15 protein-coding genes are annotated in these 15,621 nt (G+C 67.8%); 12 read left to right on the forward strand and 3 right to left on the reverse strand.

Going from position 1 to position 15,621, the window contains the following annotated elements; all coding sequences use genetic code 11:
- The first annotated feature begins 336 nt into the window (after positions 1-336).
- The 9 genes from HWW87_RS04640 (at position 337) to HWW87_RS04680 (ending at position 10,573) form a co-directional block, all read left to right on the forward strand.
- Positions 337-1,281, forward strand: a complete 945-nt coding sequence (locus HWW87_RS04640; protein ID WP_175819435.1) for a MurR/RpiR family transcriptional regulator — start codon at positions 337-339, stop codon at positions 1,279-1,281.
- Positions 1,278-2,276, forward strand: coding sequence for an isoaspartyl peptidase/L-asparaginase (locus tag HWW87_RS04645; protein ID WP_175819436.1), 999 nt, complete (start codon positions 1,278-1,280; stop codon positions 2,274-2,276). The genes HWW87_RS04640 and HWW87_RS04645 overlap by 4 nt, the downstream gene beginning before the upstream one ends.
- A 25-nt stretch (positions 2,277-2,301) precedes the next feature.
- Complete coding sequence (locus HWW87_RS04650; RefSeq protein ID WP_175819437.1) at positions 2,302-4,206, forward strand: dipeptide ABC transporter ATP-binding protein; 1,905 nt, start codon at positions 2,302-2,304, stop codon at positions 4,204-4,206.
- A gap of 129 nt (positions 4,207-4,335) precedes the next feature.
- On the forward strand, positions 4,336-5,898 hold the full coding sequence (gene gsiB, locus HWW87_RS04655; RefSeq protein ID WP_175819438.1) for a glutathione ABC transporter substrate-binding protein GsiB: 1,563 nt from the start codon (positions 4,336-4,338) through the stop codon (positions 5,896-5,898).
- Positions 5,899-5,965: 67 nt separating this feature from the next.
- On the forward strand, positions 5,966-6,886 hold the full coding sequence (gsiC, locus tag HWW87_RS04660; RefSeq protein WP_175819439.1) for a glutathione ABC transporter permease GsiC: 921 nt from the start codon (positions 5,966-5,968) through the stop codon (positions 6,884-6,886).
- A 7-nt stretch (positions 6,887-6,893) separates the two neighbouring features.
- A complete protein-coding gene (gene gsiD, locus HWW87_RS04665) occupies positions 6,894-7,787 on the forward strand; it encodes a glutathione ABC transporter permease GsiD (RefSeq protein ID WP_175819440.1) in 894 nt (297 codons plus the stop codon).
- The gene (locus tag HWW87_RS04670) at positions 7,787-8,869 is read left to right on the forward strand and encodes a P1 family peptidase (protein WP_175819441.1); all 1,083 of its coding nucleotides are present in this window, start codon (positions 7,787-7,789) and stop codon (positions 8,867-8,869) included. The genes gsiD and HWW87_RS04670 overlap by 1 nt, the downstream gene beginning before the upstream one ends.
- The gene (locus HWW87_RS04675) at positions 8,866-9,693 is read left to right on the forward strand and encodes a M55 family metallopeptidase (protein WP_175819442.1); all 828 of its coding nucleotides are present in this window, start codon (positions 8,866-8,868) and stop codon (positions 9,691-9,693) included. Before HWW87_RS04670 ends, HWW87_RS04675 begins: the two co-directional genes overlap by 4 nt.
- A 100-nt stretch (positions 9,694-9,793) precedes the next feature.
- On the forward strand, positions 9,794-10,573 hold the full coding sequence (locus tag HWW87_RS04680; RefSeq protein ID WP_175819443.1) for a helix-turn-helix transcriptional regulator: 780 nt from the start codon (positions 9,794-9,796) through the stop codon (positions 10,571-10,573).
- 434 nt (positions 10,574-11,007) lie between these two features.
- Here HWW87_RS04680 and pcaG read toward each other — a convergent pair whose 3' ends face one another.
- From pcaG to HWW87_RS04695, 3 genes are all read right to left on the reverse strand, one after another.
- Positions 11,008-11,601: a protocatechuate 3,4-dioxygenase subunit alpha gene (pcaG, locus tag HWW87_RS04685; RefSeq protein ID WP_027809337.1), complete on the reverse strand. Its 594-nt coding sequence runs from the start codon at positions 11,599-11,601 to the stop codon at positions 11,008-11,010.
- Between the two features lie 3 nt (positions 11,602-11,604).
- Positions 11,605-12,312: a protocatechuate 3,4-dioxygenase subunit beta gene (gene pcaH / locus HWW87_RS04690; RefSeq protein WP_006489685.1), complete on the reverse strand. Its 708-nt coding sequence runs from the start codon at positions 12,310-12,312 to the stop codon at positions 11,605-11,607.
- Between the two features lie 278 nt (positions 12,313-12,590).
- Positions 12,591-13,157, reverse strand: a complete 567-nt coding sequence (locus HWW87_RS04695) for a YiiX/YebB-like N1pC/P60 family cysteine hydrolase (protein ID WP_175819444.1) — start codon at positions 13,155-13,157, stop codon at positions 12,591-12,593.
- A 120-nt stretch (positions 13,158-13,277) separates the two neighbouring features.
- On the opposite strand from HWW87_RS04695, the gene HWW87_RS04700 reads away from it, so the two are divergent.
- From HWW87_RS04700 to HWW87_RS04710, 3 genes are all read left to right on the forward strand, one after another.
- Complete coding sequence (locus tag HWW87_RS04700; RefSeq protein WP_174432277.1) at positions 13,278-14,015, forward strand: helix-turn-helix transcriptional regulator; 738 nt, start codon at positions 13,278-13,280, stop codon at positions 14,013-14,015.
- A gap of 77 nt (positions 14,016-14,092) precedes the next feature.
- Positions 14,093-15,079, forward strand: a complete 987-nt coding sequence (gene pcaQ / locus HWW87_RS04705) for a pca operon transcription factor PcaQ (RefSeq protein ID WP_174388557.1) — start codon at positions 14,093-14,095, stop codon at positions 15,077-15,079.
- A 127-nt stretch (positions 15,080-15,206) separates the two neighbouring features.
- The gene (locus tag HWW87_RS04710; RefSeq protein WP_034206211.1) at positions 15,207-15,566 is read left to right on the forward strand and encodes a type II toxin-antitoxin system RelE/ParE family toxin; all 360 of its coding nucleotides are present in this window, start codon (positions 15,207-15,209) and stop codon (positions 15,564-15,566) included.
- Positions 15,567-15,621: the final 55 nt, after the last annotated feature.

A 15,621-nucleotide genomic window follows, 5' to 3' on the forward strand; every position in this document is an offset into this window, starting at 1 on the left:
AAATCAGGGTGTTCGAGCGAACATTCAGTCGTCATCGGGCTGCTATGTTATCTGACGACTGATCATTTTCGAACATCCTATGTTCGAATACGAATCTGGTCAACGTGAATCTGCATTCGAATGAACGTGCTCGGGGTTTTCCCGATGAGTGGACGGCAACCGGTGAGCGGCGACTCGCGGCGCTCGCCAGCCAAGGCCCGTGCGGCGGGGCCGAGCGAGCTTCTCGGCGGTCGATGGATGTCCGGCGGGGCGTGACAACCCCGATGAAAATTTATTTCTTTCCAGGAGGCAGATTGTGTAAATTGATTTTCATCGAACCTTGCAACGACCCTTCGCATGACGCCTCTCGTTCAGCCCGATGTCAGTCACGACGAACCCGCGATCGCCGAGCGGATCGCGTCGGCGATGCCGTTGATGACGCCGATTCACCGGCGCATGGGCGAATTCGTGCTCGCGAACCCGTTTCGCGCGGCGACGATGCGGATCGACGAGCTCGCGCAGGCCGTGAATGCGTCGATCGCAACCGCGAACCGCTTCGCGAAGGCGCTCGGTTTCGACGGCTATCCGGCGATGCGCGCGGCGCTCGTGCGCGGCTTCGAGGCCACGCTCGGGCCGGTCGAACGGCTGCGTTCCGCGCAGGAGCAGGAGTCCGGCGTGCGCGGCGCGGTCTGGATCGACGCGGTGTTCGACCAGGCTGCCGCCAACATCGAGAACACGCGCGCGCACCTGGACGCGGCCGATGTCGAGGCGGCGGTCGAGGCGATCGTCGGCGCGCGGCGCGTGCTGATTCTCGGCGCCGGGTCGAGCGCGTTCCTGGCCGGATTGATGGAGCACGGACTGTCCGTCTGCCATGACAGCGTGCAGTCGCTCGCGCTGCTTGGCGGGCCTTCGCATGCGGCGCGACGCCTGTACACGGCCGATTCGCGCGATCTCGTGATCGCGCTCGCGTTTCCGCGCTACGTGAAGGACACGGTCGAGCTGGCCCGTCGTGCGGCGGCGCGCGGCGCGGGCGTGCTCGGCATCTCCGACGGCCCGCAATCGCCGCTCGCGCCGATCGCGTCGCTGAACCTGTACGTCAAGGCCGAGCGGCGTTTCGCGGCCACGTCGGAAGCCGCCGTGCTCACGATGATCGAGGCGCTGATCGATGCGGTCGCGCTGCGCACGCACCGGTCCGCGAAATCCGCCGCCGAGATGACCGAATTCCTGCTGCCGTGGCTCGTGCAGCCGCAAGCGGCCTTGTCGGCCGCCAACCCTTCTTTCCCCCGTCCGAAAAAATCATGACTTCACCCGCGATCGTCGCGATTCACGGCGGCGCAGGCACGATCCTGCGCGAAGCGATGGATACCGACACCGAACGTCGGTACCGCGCCGAACTCACCGCGATCCTGCAGGCCGCGCAACAGGTGCTGGCCGATGGCGGCAGCGCGCTCGACGCCGTCACCGTCGCGGTGCGGATGCTCGAGGATTGTCCGCTGTTCAACGCCGGGCGCGGCGCCGTCTATACGGCGGAAGGCAAGCACGAACTCGACGCGGCGGTCATGGACGGCGCGACGCTCGGCGCCGGCGCGATCTGCTGCGCGACCCGCGTGCGCAATCCGGTGCTCGCCGCGCGGCGCGTGATGGAAGCGAGCGAGCACGTGCTGTTCGCCGGCGCGGGCGCCGATGCGTTCGCGGCCGCGCAGGGGCTCGAACTCGCGGAACCCGGCTACTTCGACACCGAATCGCGGCATGCGCAGTGGGTCAAGGCGCGCGCGGCAGCCGGCATGATGCTCGATCACGATGCGGCGACGTTCGCGTTCGGCCAGTCGCAGCAACAGGCGCAGCCGGCCGAGCCGCTCGATCCGGACCGCAAGCACGGCACGGTCGGCGCGGTCGCGTGCGACCTGAACGGCCACATCGCGGCGGCGACGTCGACGGGCGGCATCACGAACAAGCAGCCGGGGCGCGTCGGCGATTCGCCGATCATCGGCGCCGGCTGCTACGCGGACGACGCGACCTGCGCGGTCTCGTCGACGGGCACCGGCGAGATGTTCATGCGGCTCGCGACCGCCTACGACGTCGCCGCGCAGATCGCGTATCGCGGCGCGTCGCTCGCCGATGCCGCGCACGACGTCGTGATGAACAAGCTGCCGCGACTGGCGGGCCGCGGCGGGATCATCGCGGTCGACGCACTGGGCAACGTCGCGATGCCGTTCAACACCGAAGGGATGTACCGCGGCTACGCGCGCGTCGGTGAAGCGCCGGTCGTCGGTATCTACCGCGACGACGCGGCCTGATTCCGGATCGCACGAGGAGAGATGCATGACTTCGAGCCGTAACCCGTCGGTCCTGGCGCTGCCCGAGCAGCGCGTGGTGGCCGTCGACGACCTGTCGGTCACGTTCCGCCGCGAAGGTGCGACGTTCGACGCCGTGCGCAACGTGTCGTTTCACGTCGATCGCGGCGAGACGCTCGCGATCGTCGGCGAATCGGGCTCGGGCAAGTCGGTCACGTCGCTCGCGCTGATGCGGCTCGTCGAGCACGGCGGCGGGGAGATCACGAGCGGCCGGATCGCGTTCCGGCGCCGTGGCGGCGCGCTGGTCGATCTCGCGCAGGCGAGTGCCGCGACGATGCGCGGCATCCGCGGCGCGGACATCGCGATGATCTTCCAGGAGCCGATGACGTCGCTGAACCCGGTGTTTACGGTCGGCGACCAGATCAGCGAGGCGATCGCGCTGCACCAGTCGAAGGGCGCGGCCGAAGCGCGCGCGGAAGCGCTGCGGCTGCTCGATCTCGTGCGCATCCCGGAAGCGCGCCGCGTGTTCGTGCGTTATCCGCACCAGTTGTCGGGCGGCATGCGGCAGCGCGTGATGATCGCGATGGCGCTGTCGTGCCGGCCCGCGCTGCTGATCGCCGACGAGCCGACGACCGCGCTCGACGTGACGATCCAGGCGCAGATCCTGCAACTGATCCGCGGGCTGCAGGATGAAATGAACATGGGCGTGATCTTCATCACGCACGACATGGGCGTGGTGGCCGAGGTCGCCGACCGCGTGCTCGTGATGTACCGCGGCGAGAAGGTCGAGGAGGGCGAGTCGGACCGCATCTTCGCGACGCCCGCGCATCGCTACACGCGGGCGCTGCTCGCGGCCGTGCCGCGGCTCGGCTCGATGCAGGGCACCGACGCTCCTGAGAAATTCCCGCTGCTGAAGGTGGACGGCACGAGTGCGGCCCCTGCCGCCCCGATCACGGCGTCCGCCGCGAACGACGCGCAGCCGCCCGTCGATCACGCCGCGCCGCCGATCCTGCGCGTGCGCGATCTCGTCACGCGCTTTCCGGTGAAGAGCGGCGTGTTCGGCCGCGTGTCGCAATACGTGCATGCGGTCGAGCGCGTGAGCTTCGAGCTGCGCGCGGGCGAGACGCTCGCGCTCGTCGGCGAATCGGGTTGCGGCAAGTCGACCACCGGCCGTTCGCTGTTGCGCCTCGTCGAATCGCAGAGCGGCTCGATCGAATTCGACGGCCGCGACATCAGCGCGCTGAAGGGCCCGGACCTGCAGGCGCTGCGCCGCAATATCCAGTTCATCTTCCAGGACCCGTTCGCGTCGCTGAACCCGCGCCTGACCGTCGGCTTCTCGATCATGGAGCCGCTGCTCGTGCACGGCGTCGCGAGCGGCCGCGAAGCGCAGGCGCGCGTCGACTGGCTGCTCGACAAGGTCGGCCTGCCGCCGGAAGCCGCGCGCCGCTATCCGCACGAATTCTCGGGCGGCCAGCGCCAGCGGATCGCGATCGCGCGTGCGCTCGCGCTGAACCCGAAAGTCGTGATCGCCGACGAGTCGGTGTCGGCGCTCGACGTGTCGGTGCAGGCGCAGATCGTCAACCTGATGCTCGACCTGCAGCGCGAGCTGGGCGTCGCGTACCTGTTCATCTCGCACGACATGGCGGTGGTCGAGCGCGTCAGCCATCGCGTCGCGGTGATGTATCTGGGCCAGATCGTCGAGATCGGCCCGCGCCGCGCGGTGTTCGAGGCGCCGCAGCATCCGTACACGAAGAAGCTGATGAGCGCGGTGCCGGTGGCCGACCCCGCGCGCCGGCATGCGCCGCGCCAGCTCGCGGCGGACGAGATTCCGAGCCCGATCCGCGCGGTCGGCGACGAGCCGGTGATTGCGCCGCTCGTCGCGGTCGGCCCCGATCATTACGTCGCGACGCATCGCGTCGGCGGCGCGTACTGAACGCGCGGGAGCTTGCATATGGACCGAAGCTGCGCACGAGCAAGGCAACGGCGTCTTTTTCCCGAAAGGGCGCAGTCACGCCGCGATTTCCATCACGCGTTACCGAATCATCCACAGGAGCCCAACAAGATGAACAATCCGTATTCGTTCCCGATGTTCCGTCCGCGCGCGCTGCTCGCCGCGGGGGCCGGCGCGCTCGCGTTGTCGGTCGCGGTGCCCGCGTTCGCGCAGCAGAACGTCGTGGTCGCCGTGTACTCGACGTTTACGACGATGGACCCATACGACGCGAACGATACGGTGTCGCAGGCTGTCGTCAAGTCGTTCTACGAAGGCCTGTTCGGTTTCGACCGGAACATGAAGCTCGTCAACGTGCTCGCGACCAGCTATACGGCGTCGCCGGACGCGAAGGTATACACGGTCAAGCTGCGCCAGGGCGTGAAATTCCACGACGGCACCGACTTCAATGCCGCTGCGGTGAAGGCGAATTTCGACCGCGTGACCGATCCGGCGAACAAGCTGAAGCGGTACGGCCTGTTCCGGGTGATCGAGAAGACCGAAGTGGTCGATCCGAGCACCGTGCGGTTCACGTTGCACGAGCCGTTCTCGGCGTTCATCAACACGCTCGCGCACCCGTCCGCGGTGATGATTTCGCCGGCCGCGCTGAAGAAGTGGGGGCGCGACGTGTCGCTGCATCCGGTCGGCACCGGGCCGTTCGAGTTCGTCGAATGGAAGCAGACCGACGACATGAAGGTGAAGAAATTCGCCGGTTACTGGAAGAAGGGGTATCCGAAGATCGACGCGATCGACTGGAAGCCGGTGGTCGACAACAACACGCGCGCCGCGCTGATCAAGACCGGCGAGGCCGATTTCGCGTTCACGATTCCGTTCGAGCAGGCGAACGATCTGAAGAGCAATCCGAAGGTGGACCTGATCGAGGCGCCGTCCATCATCCAGCGCTACATTTCGCTGAACACGCGGCAAAAGCCGTTCGATAACCCGAAGGTGCGCGAAGCGCTGAACTACGCGGTCAACAAGGATGCGCTCGCGAAGGTCGTGTTCGCCGGTTACGCGACACCGCAGACGGGGGTTGCGCCGATTGGCGTCGAATACGCAACGAAACTCGGGCCCTGGCCGTATGACCCGGCGAAGGCGCGTGCGCTGTTGAAGGAGGCCGGCTATCCGAACGGCTTCGAATCGACGCTCTGGTCCGCCTACAATCACACGACGGCGCAGAAGCTGATCCAGTTCGTCCAGCAGCAGCTCGCGCAGGTCGGCGTGAAGGTGCAGGTACAGGCGCTCGAGGCCGGCGAGCGGGTCGCTCGGGTGGAGAGTGCGCAGGATCCGGCGAAGGCGCCGGTGCGGATGTACTACAGCGGCTGGTCGGCGTCGACCGGCGAGGCGAACTGGGCACTGTCGCCGCTGCTTGCTTCGGAGTCGGCGCCGCCGAAGCTGTACAACACGGCGTACTACAAGAACGGTCTGGTCGACGACGATCTCGCACAGGCACTCACCACGACCGATCGCACGAAGAAGGCCACCCTCTACGCCGATGCGCAGAAGCAGATCTGGACCGACGCGCCGTGGATCTTCCTCGTGCAGGAGAAGATCGTCTACGCACGCAGCAAGCGCCTGCAGGGCATGTACGTGATGCCGGACGGCTCGTTCAACTTCGACGAAATCTCGCTGAAATGACGGCGGTTCGCCCGCCACGCGGTGCCGGCGGCGCAAGCCGCCGGCGCGTTGACCCGATCGGTGCCCCATGCTGAATTTTCTCGTCAAACGCCTGTTCGGCCTGCTGCCCACGCTCGCGATCGTCGCGGTGCTGGTGTTCCTGTTCGTGCACCTGCTGCCCGGCGATCCGGCGCGGCTCGCGGCCGGCCCCGAAGCCGACGACGCGACGGTCGCGCTCGTGCGCACCGATCTCGGGCTCGACAAACCGATGCCGACCCAGTTCGCGAACTTCTTCGTGAAGATCGCGCACGGCGATTTCGGCATGTCGACGCGCAGCAAGCGGCCGGTGTCGACCGAGATCGGCGAACGTTTCATGCCGACGCTGCTGCTCACGCTCGTCAGCATGGTGTGGGCGACGGCGATCGGGATGGCGATCGGGATCGCGTCGGCCGTGTGGCGCAATCGCTGGCCCGACCGTCTCGGGATGACGCTCGCGGTGTCGGGCATCTCGTTTCCCGCGTTCGCGCTCGGCATGCTGCTGATGGAGATCTTCTCGGTGAAGCTCGGCTGGCTGCCGGTCGTGCCGGACGGCACGTGGAAGAGCTACGTGCTGCCGTCGCTGACGCTCGGCGCCGCGGTCGCGGCGGTGATGGCGCGCTTCACGCGCGCGTCGTTCGTCGAGGTGCTGAACGAGGATTTCGTGCGCACCGCGCGCGCGAAGGGCGTGCACGAGCCGATGGTCGTGCTCAAGCATTGCCTGCGCAACGCGATGATCCCGGTCGTCACGATGATGGGGCTGCAGTTCGGCTTCCTGCTCGGCGGCTCGATCGTCGTCGAGGCCGTGTTCAACTGGCCGGGGCTCGGGCGCCTGCTCGTCGATGCGGTGACGATGCGCGACTACCCGGTGATCCAGGCGATCGTGCTGTTGTTCTCGCTGGAATTCATCCTGATCAACCTGACCGTCGACGTGCTGTACGCGGTCATCAACCCGACCATCCGGTTCAAGTGAGGCCAGCATGAACGCGACTGTCCAGCCCGCGGCGCCGGCCGCATCGACCGCGATCCGCACGCCGTGGCGCGAATTCTGGCGCAAGTTCCGCAAGCAGACCGTCGCGCTGGTCGCGGGCGGCTTCGTGCTGGCGCTCGTCGTGCTGGCCTTTGTCGGCCCGCACATCGTGCCGTTCGATCCGGAGAACTATTTCGACTACGACGCGCTGAACGCGGGGCCGTCGGCCATGCACTGGTTCGGCGTCGACTCGCTCGGCCGCGACATCTTCAGCCGGATCATCGCGGGTACGCGCATCTCGCTCGCGGCCGGCTTCTTCTCGGTTGCGCTCGGCGCGGTGATCGGCACGTTCTTCGGGCTGCTCGCCGGCTATTACGAAGGCTGGTGGGACCGCATCACGATGCGCGTCGCCGACGTGCTGTTCGCGTTTCCGGGCATCCTGCTTGCGATCGGCGTGGTCGCGATCCTCGGCAACGGGATGGTCAACGTGATCTGCGCGGTCGCGATCTTCAGCATCCCGGCGTTCGCGCGGCTCGTGCGCGGCAACACGCTGATGCTCAAGCACATGACCTACGTCGAGGCCGCGCGCAGCATCGGCGCGTCCGACTGGACGATCATCATGCGGCACATCCTGCCGGGCACCGTGTCGTCGGTCGTCGTCTACTTCACGATGCGGATCGGCACGTCGATCATCACTGCCGCGAGCCTGTCGTTCCTCGGGCTCGGCGCGCAGCCGCCGACGCCGGAGTGGGGTGCGATGCTCAACGAGGCGCGCGCGGACATGGTGACGGCGCCGCACATCGCGGTGTTCCCGAGCCTCGCGATCTTCCTGACCGTGCTCGCGTTCAACCTGCTCGGCGACGGGCTGCGCGACGCGCTCGACCCGAAGCTGGAGCGCCGTTGATGCGAGCAGTCCCGATGTGGAGCGAGACGCTGCCGGCCGGGCCGCGCGGCACGATCGCCGACGTGCCGGGCGTGACGGTCGGCCATTGCACGCTCGATGCCGGCAACGTGCAGACGGGCGTGACGGTGGTGAAGCCGCATCCGGGCGACGTGTACCGCAGCAAGGTGCCGGCGGGCGCGGCCGTGATCAACGGTTTCGGCAAGAGCGTCGGGCTCGTGCAGGTCGACGAACTCGGCTCGCTCGATACGCCGATCGCGCTGACCAATACGTTCGGCGTCGGCGCGGTCGCGCACGCGCAGATCCGCGCGGCGATCGCGGCGAATCCGCGGATCGGCCGCGACTGGCCGACCGTCAATCCGCTCGTGTTCGAGTGCAACGACGGTTACCTGAACGATCTCCAGGCATTCGCGGTCACCGCCGCGCATTACGACGACGCATGCCGCACGGCGTCGCGCGACGTCGCACGCGGCGCGGTGGGCGCCGGGCGCGGGATGTCGTGCTTCGACCTGAAAGGCGGGATCGGTTCCGCATCGCGCGTGGCCGTCGCGGCCGGCCGGCCGTATACGGTCGGCGCGCTCGTGCTCGCGAATTTCGGCCGGCTGCCGATGCTGACGCTCGGCGGCGTGCCGCTCGGGCGCATCGTCGCGCAACGGCGCGCGGCCGAAGCCGCCCACACGGCGCCGCCCGAGCAGGGCTCGATCATCCTGTTGCTGGCCACCGATGCGCCGCTCGACGCGCGGCAGTTGTCGCGGCTCGCGCGCCGCGCGGGGGCCGGGCTGGCTCGCACGGGCTCCGTCTACGGGCACGGCAGCGGCGACCTCGCGCTCGCCTTCTCGACCGCCTACACGATCGCGCACGATGCATCGACGATCGCGCTGCCGGCCCTCGTGGCCGATGCGGCGCTCGATCCGCTGTTCATGGCCGCGGCCGAAAGCGTCGAGCACGCGATCGCCGACGCCTTGCTGCAAGCGGTAACGGTCGCCGGGCGCGACGGCCACGTGCGGCCATCGCTGCGCGACGCGGTGCCCGATCTCGACTGGCTGTTCAACGAAGACAACGAAGGACGATCGACCCTGTCATGAAGATCCTGATCTCGACCGACATCGAGGGTGTCGCCGGCGTATTCGCGACCGAGCAGACGCGTGCCGGCAATCCGGAATACGAGCGGGCGCGCCGCTGGATGACCGCCGAGGCGAACGCGGCGATCGAAGGCGCGTTCGCCGGCGGTGCGCAGGCCGTCTGGGTCAACGATTCGCATGGCGGCTTTCGCAACCTGCTGCCCGACGGGCTCGATGCGCGGGCGCGCGTCGTGCTCGGCAAGCCGCGCACGCTCGGGATGATGGCGGGCCTCGAACAGCAGCCCGATCTCGTGTTCATGATCGGCTATCACGCGAAATCGCAGACACGCGGCGTGCTCGCGCACACGATCAACGGCTTTGCGTTCACGCAGGTGTGGCTGAACGGCGTCGAGCTCGGCGAAGCCGGACTGTACGGGGCGCTGGCGCACGAATACGGCGCGCATGTCGCGCTCGCGACGGGCGACGACGTATTCGCCGAGGAAACGCAGCCGCTGTTTCCGGACGCGCGTTTCGAGACGGTCAAGACGGCCGGCGGCGCATCCAGCGGCGAGACGCTCACGCCGTCCGCGTCGTGCGCGCGGATCGCGACCGCCGCACGGGAAACGGTCGCGCATGCGCTGTCGTCCGGCCGGCGCGCGGGCGCCCATCGGCCCGCGCCGGCCGCTTGCACGCTGCGCGTGCAGACGGCCGCGCTCGCCGACCTGTTCTGCGTGCTGCCGTCGCTCGAGCGCGTCGATGCGGTGACACTGCGGTTCGACGGGCCGTCGGTCGAACACGCGGTGCGCACGCTGAACAGCCTGTCGGCGATGTCGTTCATGCTGCGGTGATGCGTGCCGCGACGATGCCGCCGGTGCGCGGCCGGTCGGCCGATCGCGCGACGGGGCGGGCCACCTTCGATATCGGGTCATTGATGATGGAATTCGGGCCGTGAGAAATACGCTGCTAGATCCCTACGAACACATTCCCCGGAGCGTGGTCGTGCTCGCCAACGAATTTGCGGCGGGCACGACGTTTCCGGATCACGCGCACGTGCGCGGGCAATTCGCATTCGCGTCGCGCGGCACGATCAGCGTGTCCACGCCGCACGGGCGCTGGCTGGTGCCGCCGCAGCGCGCGTGCTGGGTGCCGGCCGGCGTGCGGCACGAAATGACGATGACCGGGCCGGTCACGATGCTCAACGCATTCGTGTCTGCCGACGCCGCGCAGGCGGTCGGGCTGCCCACCCAGTGCGGCGTGTATGGCGTGTCGTCGCTGCTGCGGCAACTGATCGACGAGGCGGTCGACCTGCCGGCCATGTACGACGTCGACGGTCGCGCGGGCAAGCTGATGGATCTGCTGGTCGCCGAAATCGCGACGATGCCGCGCCTGTCGCTGCATGCGCCGTTGCCGGCCGACGCACGGCTGGCGAAGGTGTGCCGGCATCTGTTCGCGGCGCCGTCGATCGACGCCGATCTCGATCGGGTCGCGGCCGACGCGGGCGTGAGCCGGCGCACGTTTACGCGCCAGTTCCGCGCGCAGACGGGCGTGAGTTTTGCCGCCTGGCGCCAGCAGGTGTGCATGCTCGCGGCGATTTCGCGCCTGACCGACGGGCAGCCGGTGACGCGCGTCGCGCTCGATCTCGGCTACGCGAGCGCGAGCGCATTCACGTCGGCATTTCGCCGCATTCTGGGCGACACGCCGAGCCGCTATCTGGAGATGCGTCGCTAGCTCTGCGCGGGCCGCGTCGCAAAAAAATACGCGTCCGCCAACTTCGGCCAGACGCGTTTAAAGGCACTCGGTCTGAAAAAATGCGCGGGCCGCCCGTCGGGTAGCGTCGCACATGATTCATGTCATTGTTGCTTCATACGATTCAATTCTTCCGGCTCGTTACGAATAACGAAGAATACGCCGCATAACGCGCAAACGATATCGTGTCGGCCCGACGATTGATGTGCTGTCGCAGCATGCGCTTCAATGGCGCGTTGGATATCGGGGCGAGAAGTCGATGAGGATAGGCGTCCGCAGCCGCTACGGGTCATGATGCGGCGCACCATCGAATGAGGGTGACGCGAGCCCAAAACGCCGTATGGCGCGATGCCTGTCGGTATCGCGCCATACGATGGTGCAGTCGCTCACGAAGCCGGCGCGCGCCGGCGTACGCATCAAACGTCGAAGAACACGGTTTCTTCCGGCCCCTGCATGCGGATGTCGAAGCGGTAGACGACCGGGCGGCCCGGCTGCGCGTCGCGTTTCGCGACGAGCGTCGCGCGGCGCTCGGCCGGCACCGCGTTCAGCACAGGGTCGACCGCGTTCGCGGCGGCTTCGTCGTCGAAGTACACGCGCGTGAACGCGTGGGTCAGGATGCCGCGCATCATCACGGTCACGTTGATGTGCGGCGCCTCGTCGGCGGCGACGCGGCCCGGCTTCACCGTCTCGACGACGAAGCGCTGCTGCGGGTCGGTGCCCGTGCCGACCCGCGCGAAGCCCGTGAAGCCGGATTTCGCGATGTCGTCGCGCGACGCGGGATAGCGGCCCGCGCCGTCCACTTGCGTGAATTCGAGCACCGCGTCGCCAACCACGTTGCCGTCGCCGTCGAACACCTGCCCGACCAGCAGCACATGCTCGCCTTCGGCGTGCGCGGCGGCGATCGTCGGCGTGAACAGGCTTTTCAGGTCGTAGTCGTATTGCTGCGGGCACAGGCCGTACGCGAAGTACGGGCCGACCGTCTGCGAAGGGGTTTGCTTCAGCGTCGTCATGGTTCAGCGCTCCATCGGGGTGGCGTCGCGGCCGCGCAGCACGATGTCGAATTCGTAGCCGAGCGCATAGCCTTCTTCGGTGATGTCCATCGAGAAGCGCGAGATCAGGCGATCGCGCGCGGCTTCCGGCGTGCCCTGGAAGATCGGGTCGTACGCGAGCAGCGGATCGCCGGGGAAGTACATCTGCGTGACGAGACGCGAGCCGAAGTAGTCGCCGAACAGCGAGAAGTGGATGTGATTCGGGCGCCACGCGTTCGGATGGTTGCCCCACGGATACGCGCCGGGCTTGATCGTCAGGAAGCGGTAGCGGCCTTCGTCGTCGGTCAGGCAGCGGCCCGCGCCGAGGAAGTTCGGGTCGAGCGGCGCGTCGTGCTGGTCGACCTTGTGCACGTAGCGGCCGGCCGCGTTGGCCTGCCACACCTCGACGAGCGTGTTGCGCACGGGCTTGCCGCCTTCGTCGAGCACGCGGCCGGTGACGACCATCCGCTCGCCGAGCGGCTCGCCGTTCTTCACGGCGTTCTTCGTCAGGTCGTGGTCGAGCGCGCCGAGATCCTCCGCGCCGTAGACGGGCGCGTACTGGTCGCGCAGCTTCTCCTTCAGCGGGATCAGCGGGCGGGTCGGGCCGCGCTTCACGGACGAACGGTACTCGGGGTGAACATAGGCCGGATGCGACGGCCAGTCGCGCGGCGTGAGGATCGTGGGGGAATCCATCGGGCGTCTCCTTGTAGGTATTTCGCGAAGTGGATGGCACGACTGTAGCCAATCCGGAAAGTTATGCAAAATGACCTTTTTTCGCGTATCGCATAACCGTTCGTTATGTTGGTCCCCCAAATGAAAATTCCGCCGGACAGGAAGCCTGTCCGGCGGAAAAAAGCGATCGGGCTTCGCGTCGTCGGTGACGACCCCGTGCACGGCCCTCCAGCCAGCCCGTCGCTGCTTTTTTGTCTTTCGTTCTCGTTGTTATCCGGTCTCCCCGAGCGTGCCCGTCGTCATGGATGGCGGGGATCGAAGACGATCCCGTCGAATTCGAGCGCCAGCGTGCCGCTGCGCAGCAGGGCCGACGGTGTCGACGCGTGGCCGGCGCCGAGCACCTCGGTCACGTACTGCGCGCAGAAGCCGCGCCGCGCGCGCAGGTTGAAGCGACTGCCGAGCAGCGCATCGATTCGCTGTTCGGCCAGCGCATGGACGTGGCGCTGCGCGTCGGCCGACGCTGCCGCGACGCGGCGCGCCAGTGCGATGCGTCCGCCGTCGGTACGGGCGACGAAGCGCGACAGCGGCGTGAGCTTCGTCCACGCGAACGCGGTGGACTCGGCGATCACGGGTTCGTCGCCCGACGTATCGACGACGATGCCGAAGCGATTGGCCCAGGCGCCCGCCGAGCCGGCCGCGGCATCCGGCGCACCGGCCGGCTCGCGGATGAACACGAGATCGCCGACATGCGCGCCGGCGGCCAGCGTGCGCAAGGTGGCGAGCGGCATCATGCGATCGGTGTCGCGTGCATCGCGCGGGGCGGCGTGGTGCGGTTCGCAGGTGGCTGTGTCGATTCGGGCGGTCATTTCGGCTCCGTCGTTGTGTGACAGGACGGAGCGGATTATGCAGACAAGTAACCAAAAGTGCTGATGCGGATGCGCGAGTAGCCTAATATCCGACCTCGAGCATCATTTTTTGATACCAATATGACCGAGACCGCTCAACTCATCGAAACGCTGAAGCGCCAGTTGAAGGCGCAGGGAATGACTTACCGGGACGTCGCGCGTGCGCTCGATGTTTCCGAGACGAGCGTGAAGCGGCTGTTCGCGAGCGGCCGCTTCACGCTGGAGCGCGTCGCGGAGATCGCGCAGCTGCTCGGCTATACGCTCGCCGAGCTCGTGCAGGAAGCGTCGGCGTCCGCGCCGCGCCTGCGCGTGCTGACCGAGCAGCAGGAGGCGCTGCTCGTGTCGGACGAGAAGTTGCTGCTGGTCGCCGTCTGCGCGATCAACTACTGGACCGTGCAGGACATCGTGTCGGCCTATCGCGTCACGCAGGCCGAGTGCGTGAAATATCTGCTGATGCTCGACCGGATGAACGTGATCGCGCTGCTGCCCGGCGACCGGATTCGCGTGCGCGTCGCGCGCGATTTCGACTGGCTGCCGGGCGGGCCGATCCGCCGCTACTTCCATGCGCACGTGCTCGACGATTTTCTCGGCAGCCGCTTCGACGGCCCGGGCGAGACGATGACGTTCCTGCAAGGGATGCTGACGGACGCGGCCGCCGCGGAGCTCGAACAGGAACTGCGGCGGCTGAGCAGCAAGGCGGCGGCGCTGCATGCGGAGTCGTCGTCCGCGCCGCTCGGGCAAAAGCACGGCACGGCCCTGCTGATCGCGAAACGGATCTGGGAGCCGACGGGATTCCACGCGCTGCGGCGCCATGCATGACGTCGTCCCGAACGCTTGGGCCTTTCCGGAAAGTTATGCAAAATGGCGATTCATCGTCATTCACATAACCACCCGTTATGAATAACCGTATCGCCGACGGCCGCGTCAAATTCCGGCACCTGCAGTGTTTTCTCGCGGTCGCGCAGCTGGGCGGCGTGCAGAAGGCGGCCGAAAGCCTGTCGATCACGCAACCGGCTGTGTCGAAGACGATCGCCGAGCTGGAGGCGATCCTCGGCGTGAAGCTGTTCGAGCGCGGGCGGCACGGCGCGCAGCCCACCCGCGAAGCGCAACTGTTCATGCCGCACGCGAATGCGTGCGTGCTGGCGCTGCGGCAGGGCGTCGGGCTGCTGGCGCGCGAGGGCGGGGCCGCCGCCGCGACGCTGGAAATAGGCATGCTGCCGACCGTCGCGGCCTCGCTCGCGCCGGCCTTGATGAAGGCGCTGACCGCGCGCTGGCCGCGCATCGTCGTGCGGATCGCGACGGCCGCGAACGCCGAGCTGCTCGAGCGTCTGAAATCGGGGGCGATCGAATGCGCGATCGGCCGGCTGTCGGAGCCCGAGCGGATGATCGGGCTCGCGTTCGAGCAGTTGTACAACGAGCCGCTCGTCGCGGTCGTGCGCGCCGGGCATCCGCTGCTCGCGAGCGCGGCGCCGGCCGCCGAGCTGGCGCGCTATCCGGTCGTGCTGCCGCCGTTCGGCACGTTGATCCGCCAGTCCGCCGAGCAACTGCTCGGCGCATGCGGCGCGCCGCCGCTGGATTCGTTCATCGAGGTGCTGTCGGTATCGGTTGCGCGCGCGCTGGCGCTCGAGAACGACGCGGTCTGGTTCGTGCCGCTCTATGCGGCCGAGCACGATCTGTCGGCCGGCGCGCTGGCGCGCCTGCCGCTGCCGTCGGCGGGCACCGACGAGCCGGTCGGGCTCGTGCTGCGTACCGATGCGCAGCCGTCGCCGGTCGCGCGGACGCTGATCGACGCGGTGCGCGACATCGCGCGGTCGCGGTTCGGCGATGCGCGTCCGCACCGGGCGCCACGCGCGGCGCGCAAGCCCGCTCGCGGCAAGCGCTGATCCACCGGGCCTGGCGACATGCCGGGCCCGATCTCCTTTCTTGCCGAAGGATTGGCCATTCGGTCAGTAGCCATCGTCGGGGTGCTTGGCATATCGTACCGTTTTTGATACGATGGACGACAAGACGATGGCGAGACAGCAGATTCAGGTCACGCTCGGCGTGCGGTTCTTCCGGACGGCCCGCGGCCACGAGCCGGTGCGCGAATGGCTCAACGCGCTCGGGCAAGCGGAGCGAAGGGCGATCGGCGAAGAGATCAAGACCGTTCAACTCGGCTGGCCGCTCGGCATGCCGCTGGTCCGGAAGATGGCGAAGGATCTGTGGGAGATCCGCGTGACGGTGCCGGGGCGAAGCGCGCGCGTGCTGTTCACGGTTGTCGGCGACACGATGGTGCTGCTGCACGGCTTCTTCAAGCAGTCGCGGGCCACGCCGTCGGACGATCTCGACGTCACCGTCGCGCGCCTGAAAGCGCTGACGCACGCCATCTGAATTCCCCGGTTGCGCCGGAACGCACCGTCTCCGACGGTCGGGCAGCCGGCAACGC

It is taken from the genome of Burkholderia sp. BCC0419, from assembly GCF_902830285.1.
In the GTDB taxonomy this organism is placed as follows: domain Bacteria; phylum Pseudomonadota; class Gammaproteobacteria; order Burkholderiales; family Burkholderiaceae; genus Burkholderia.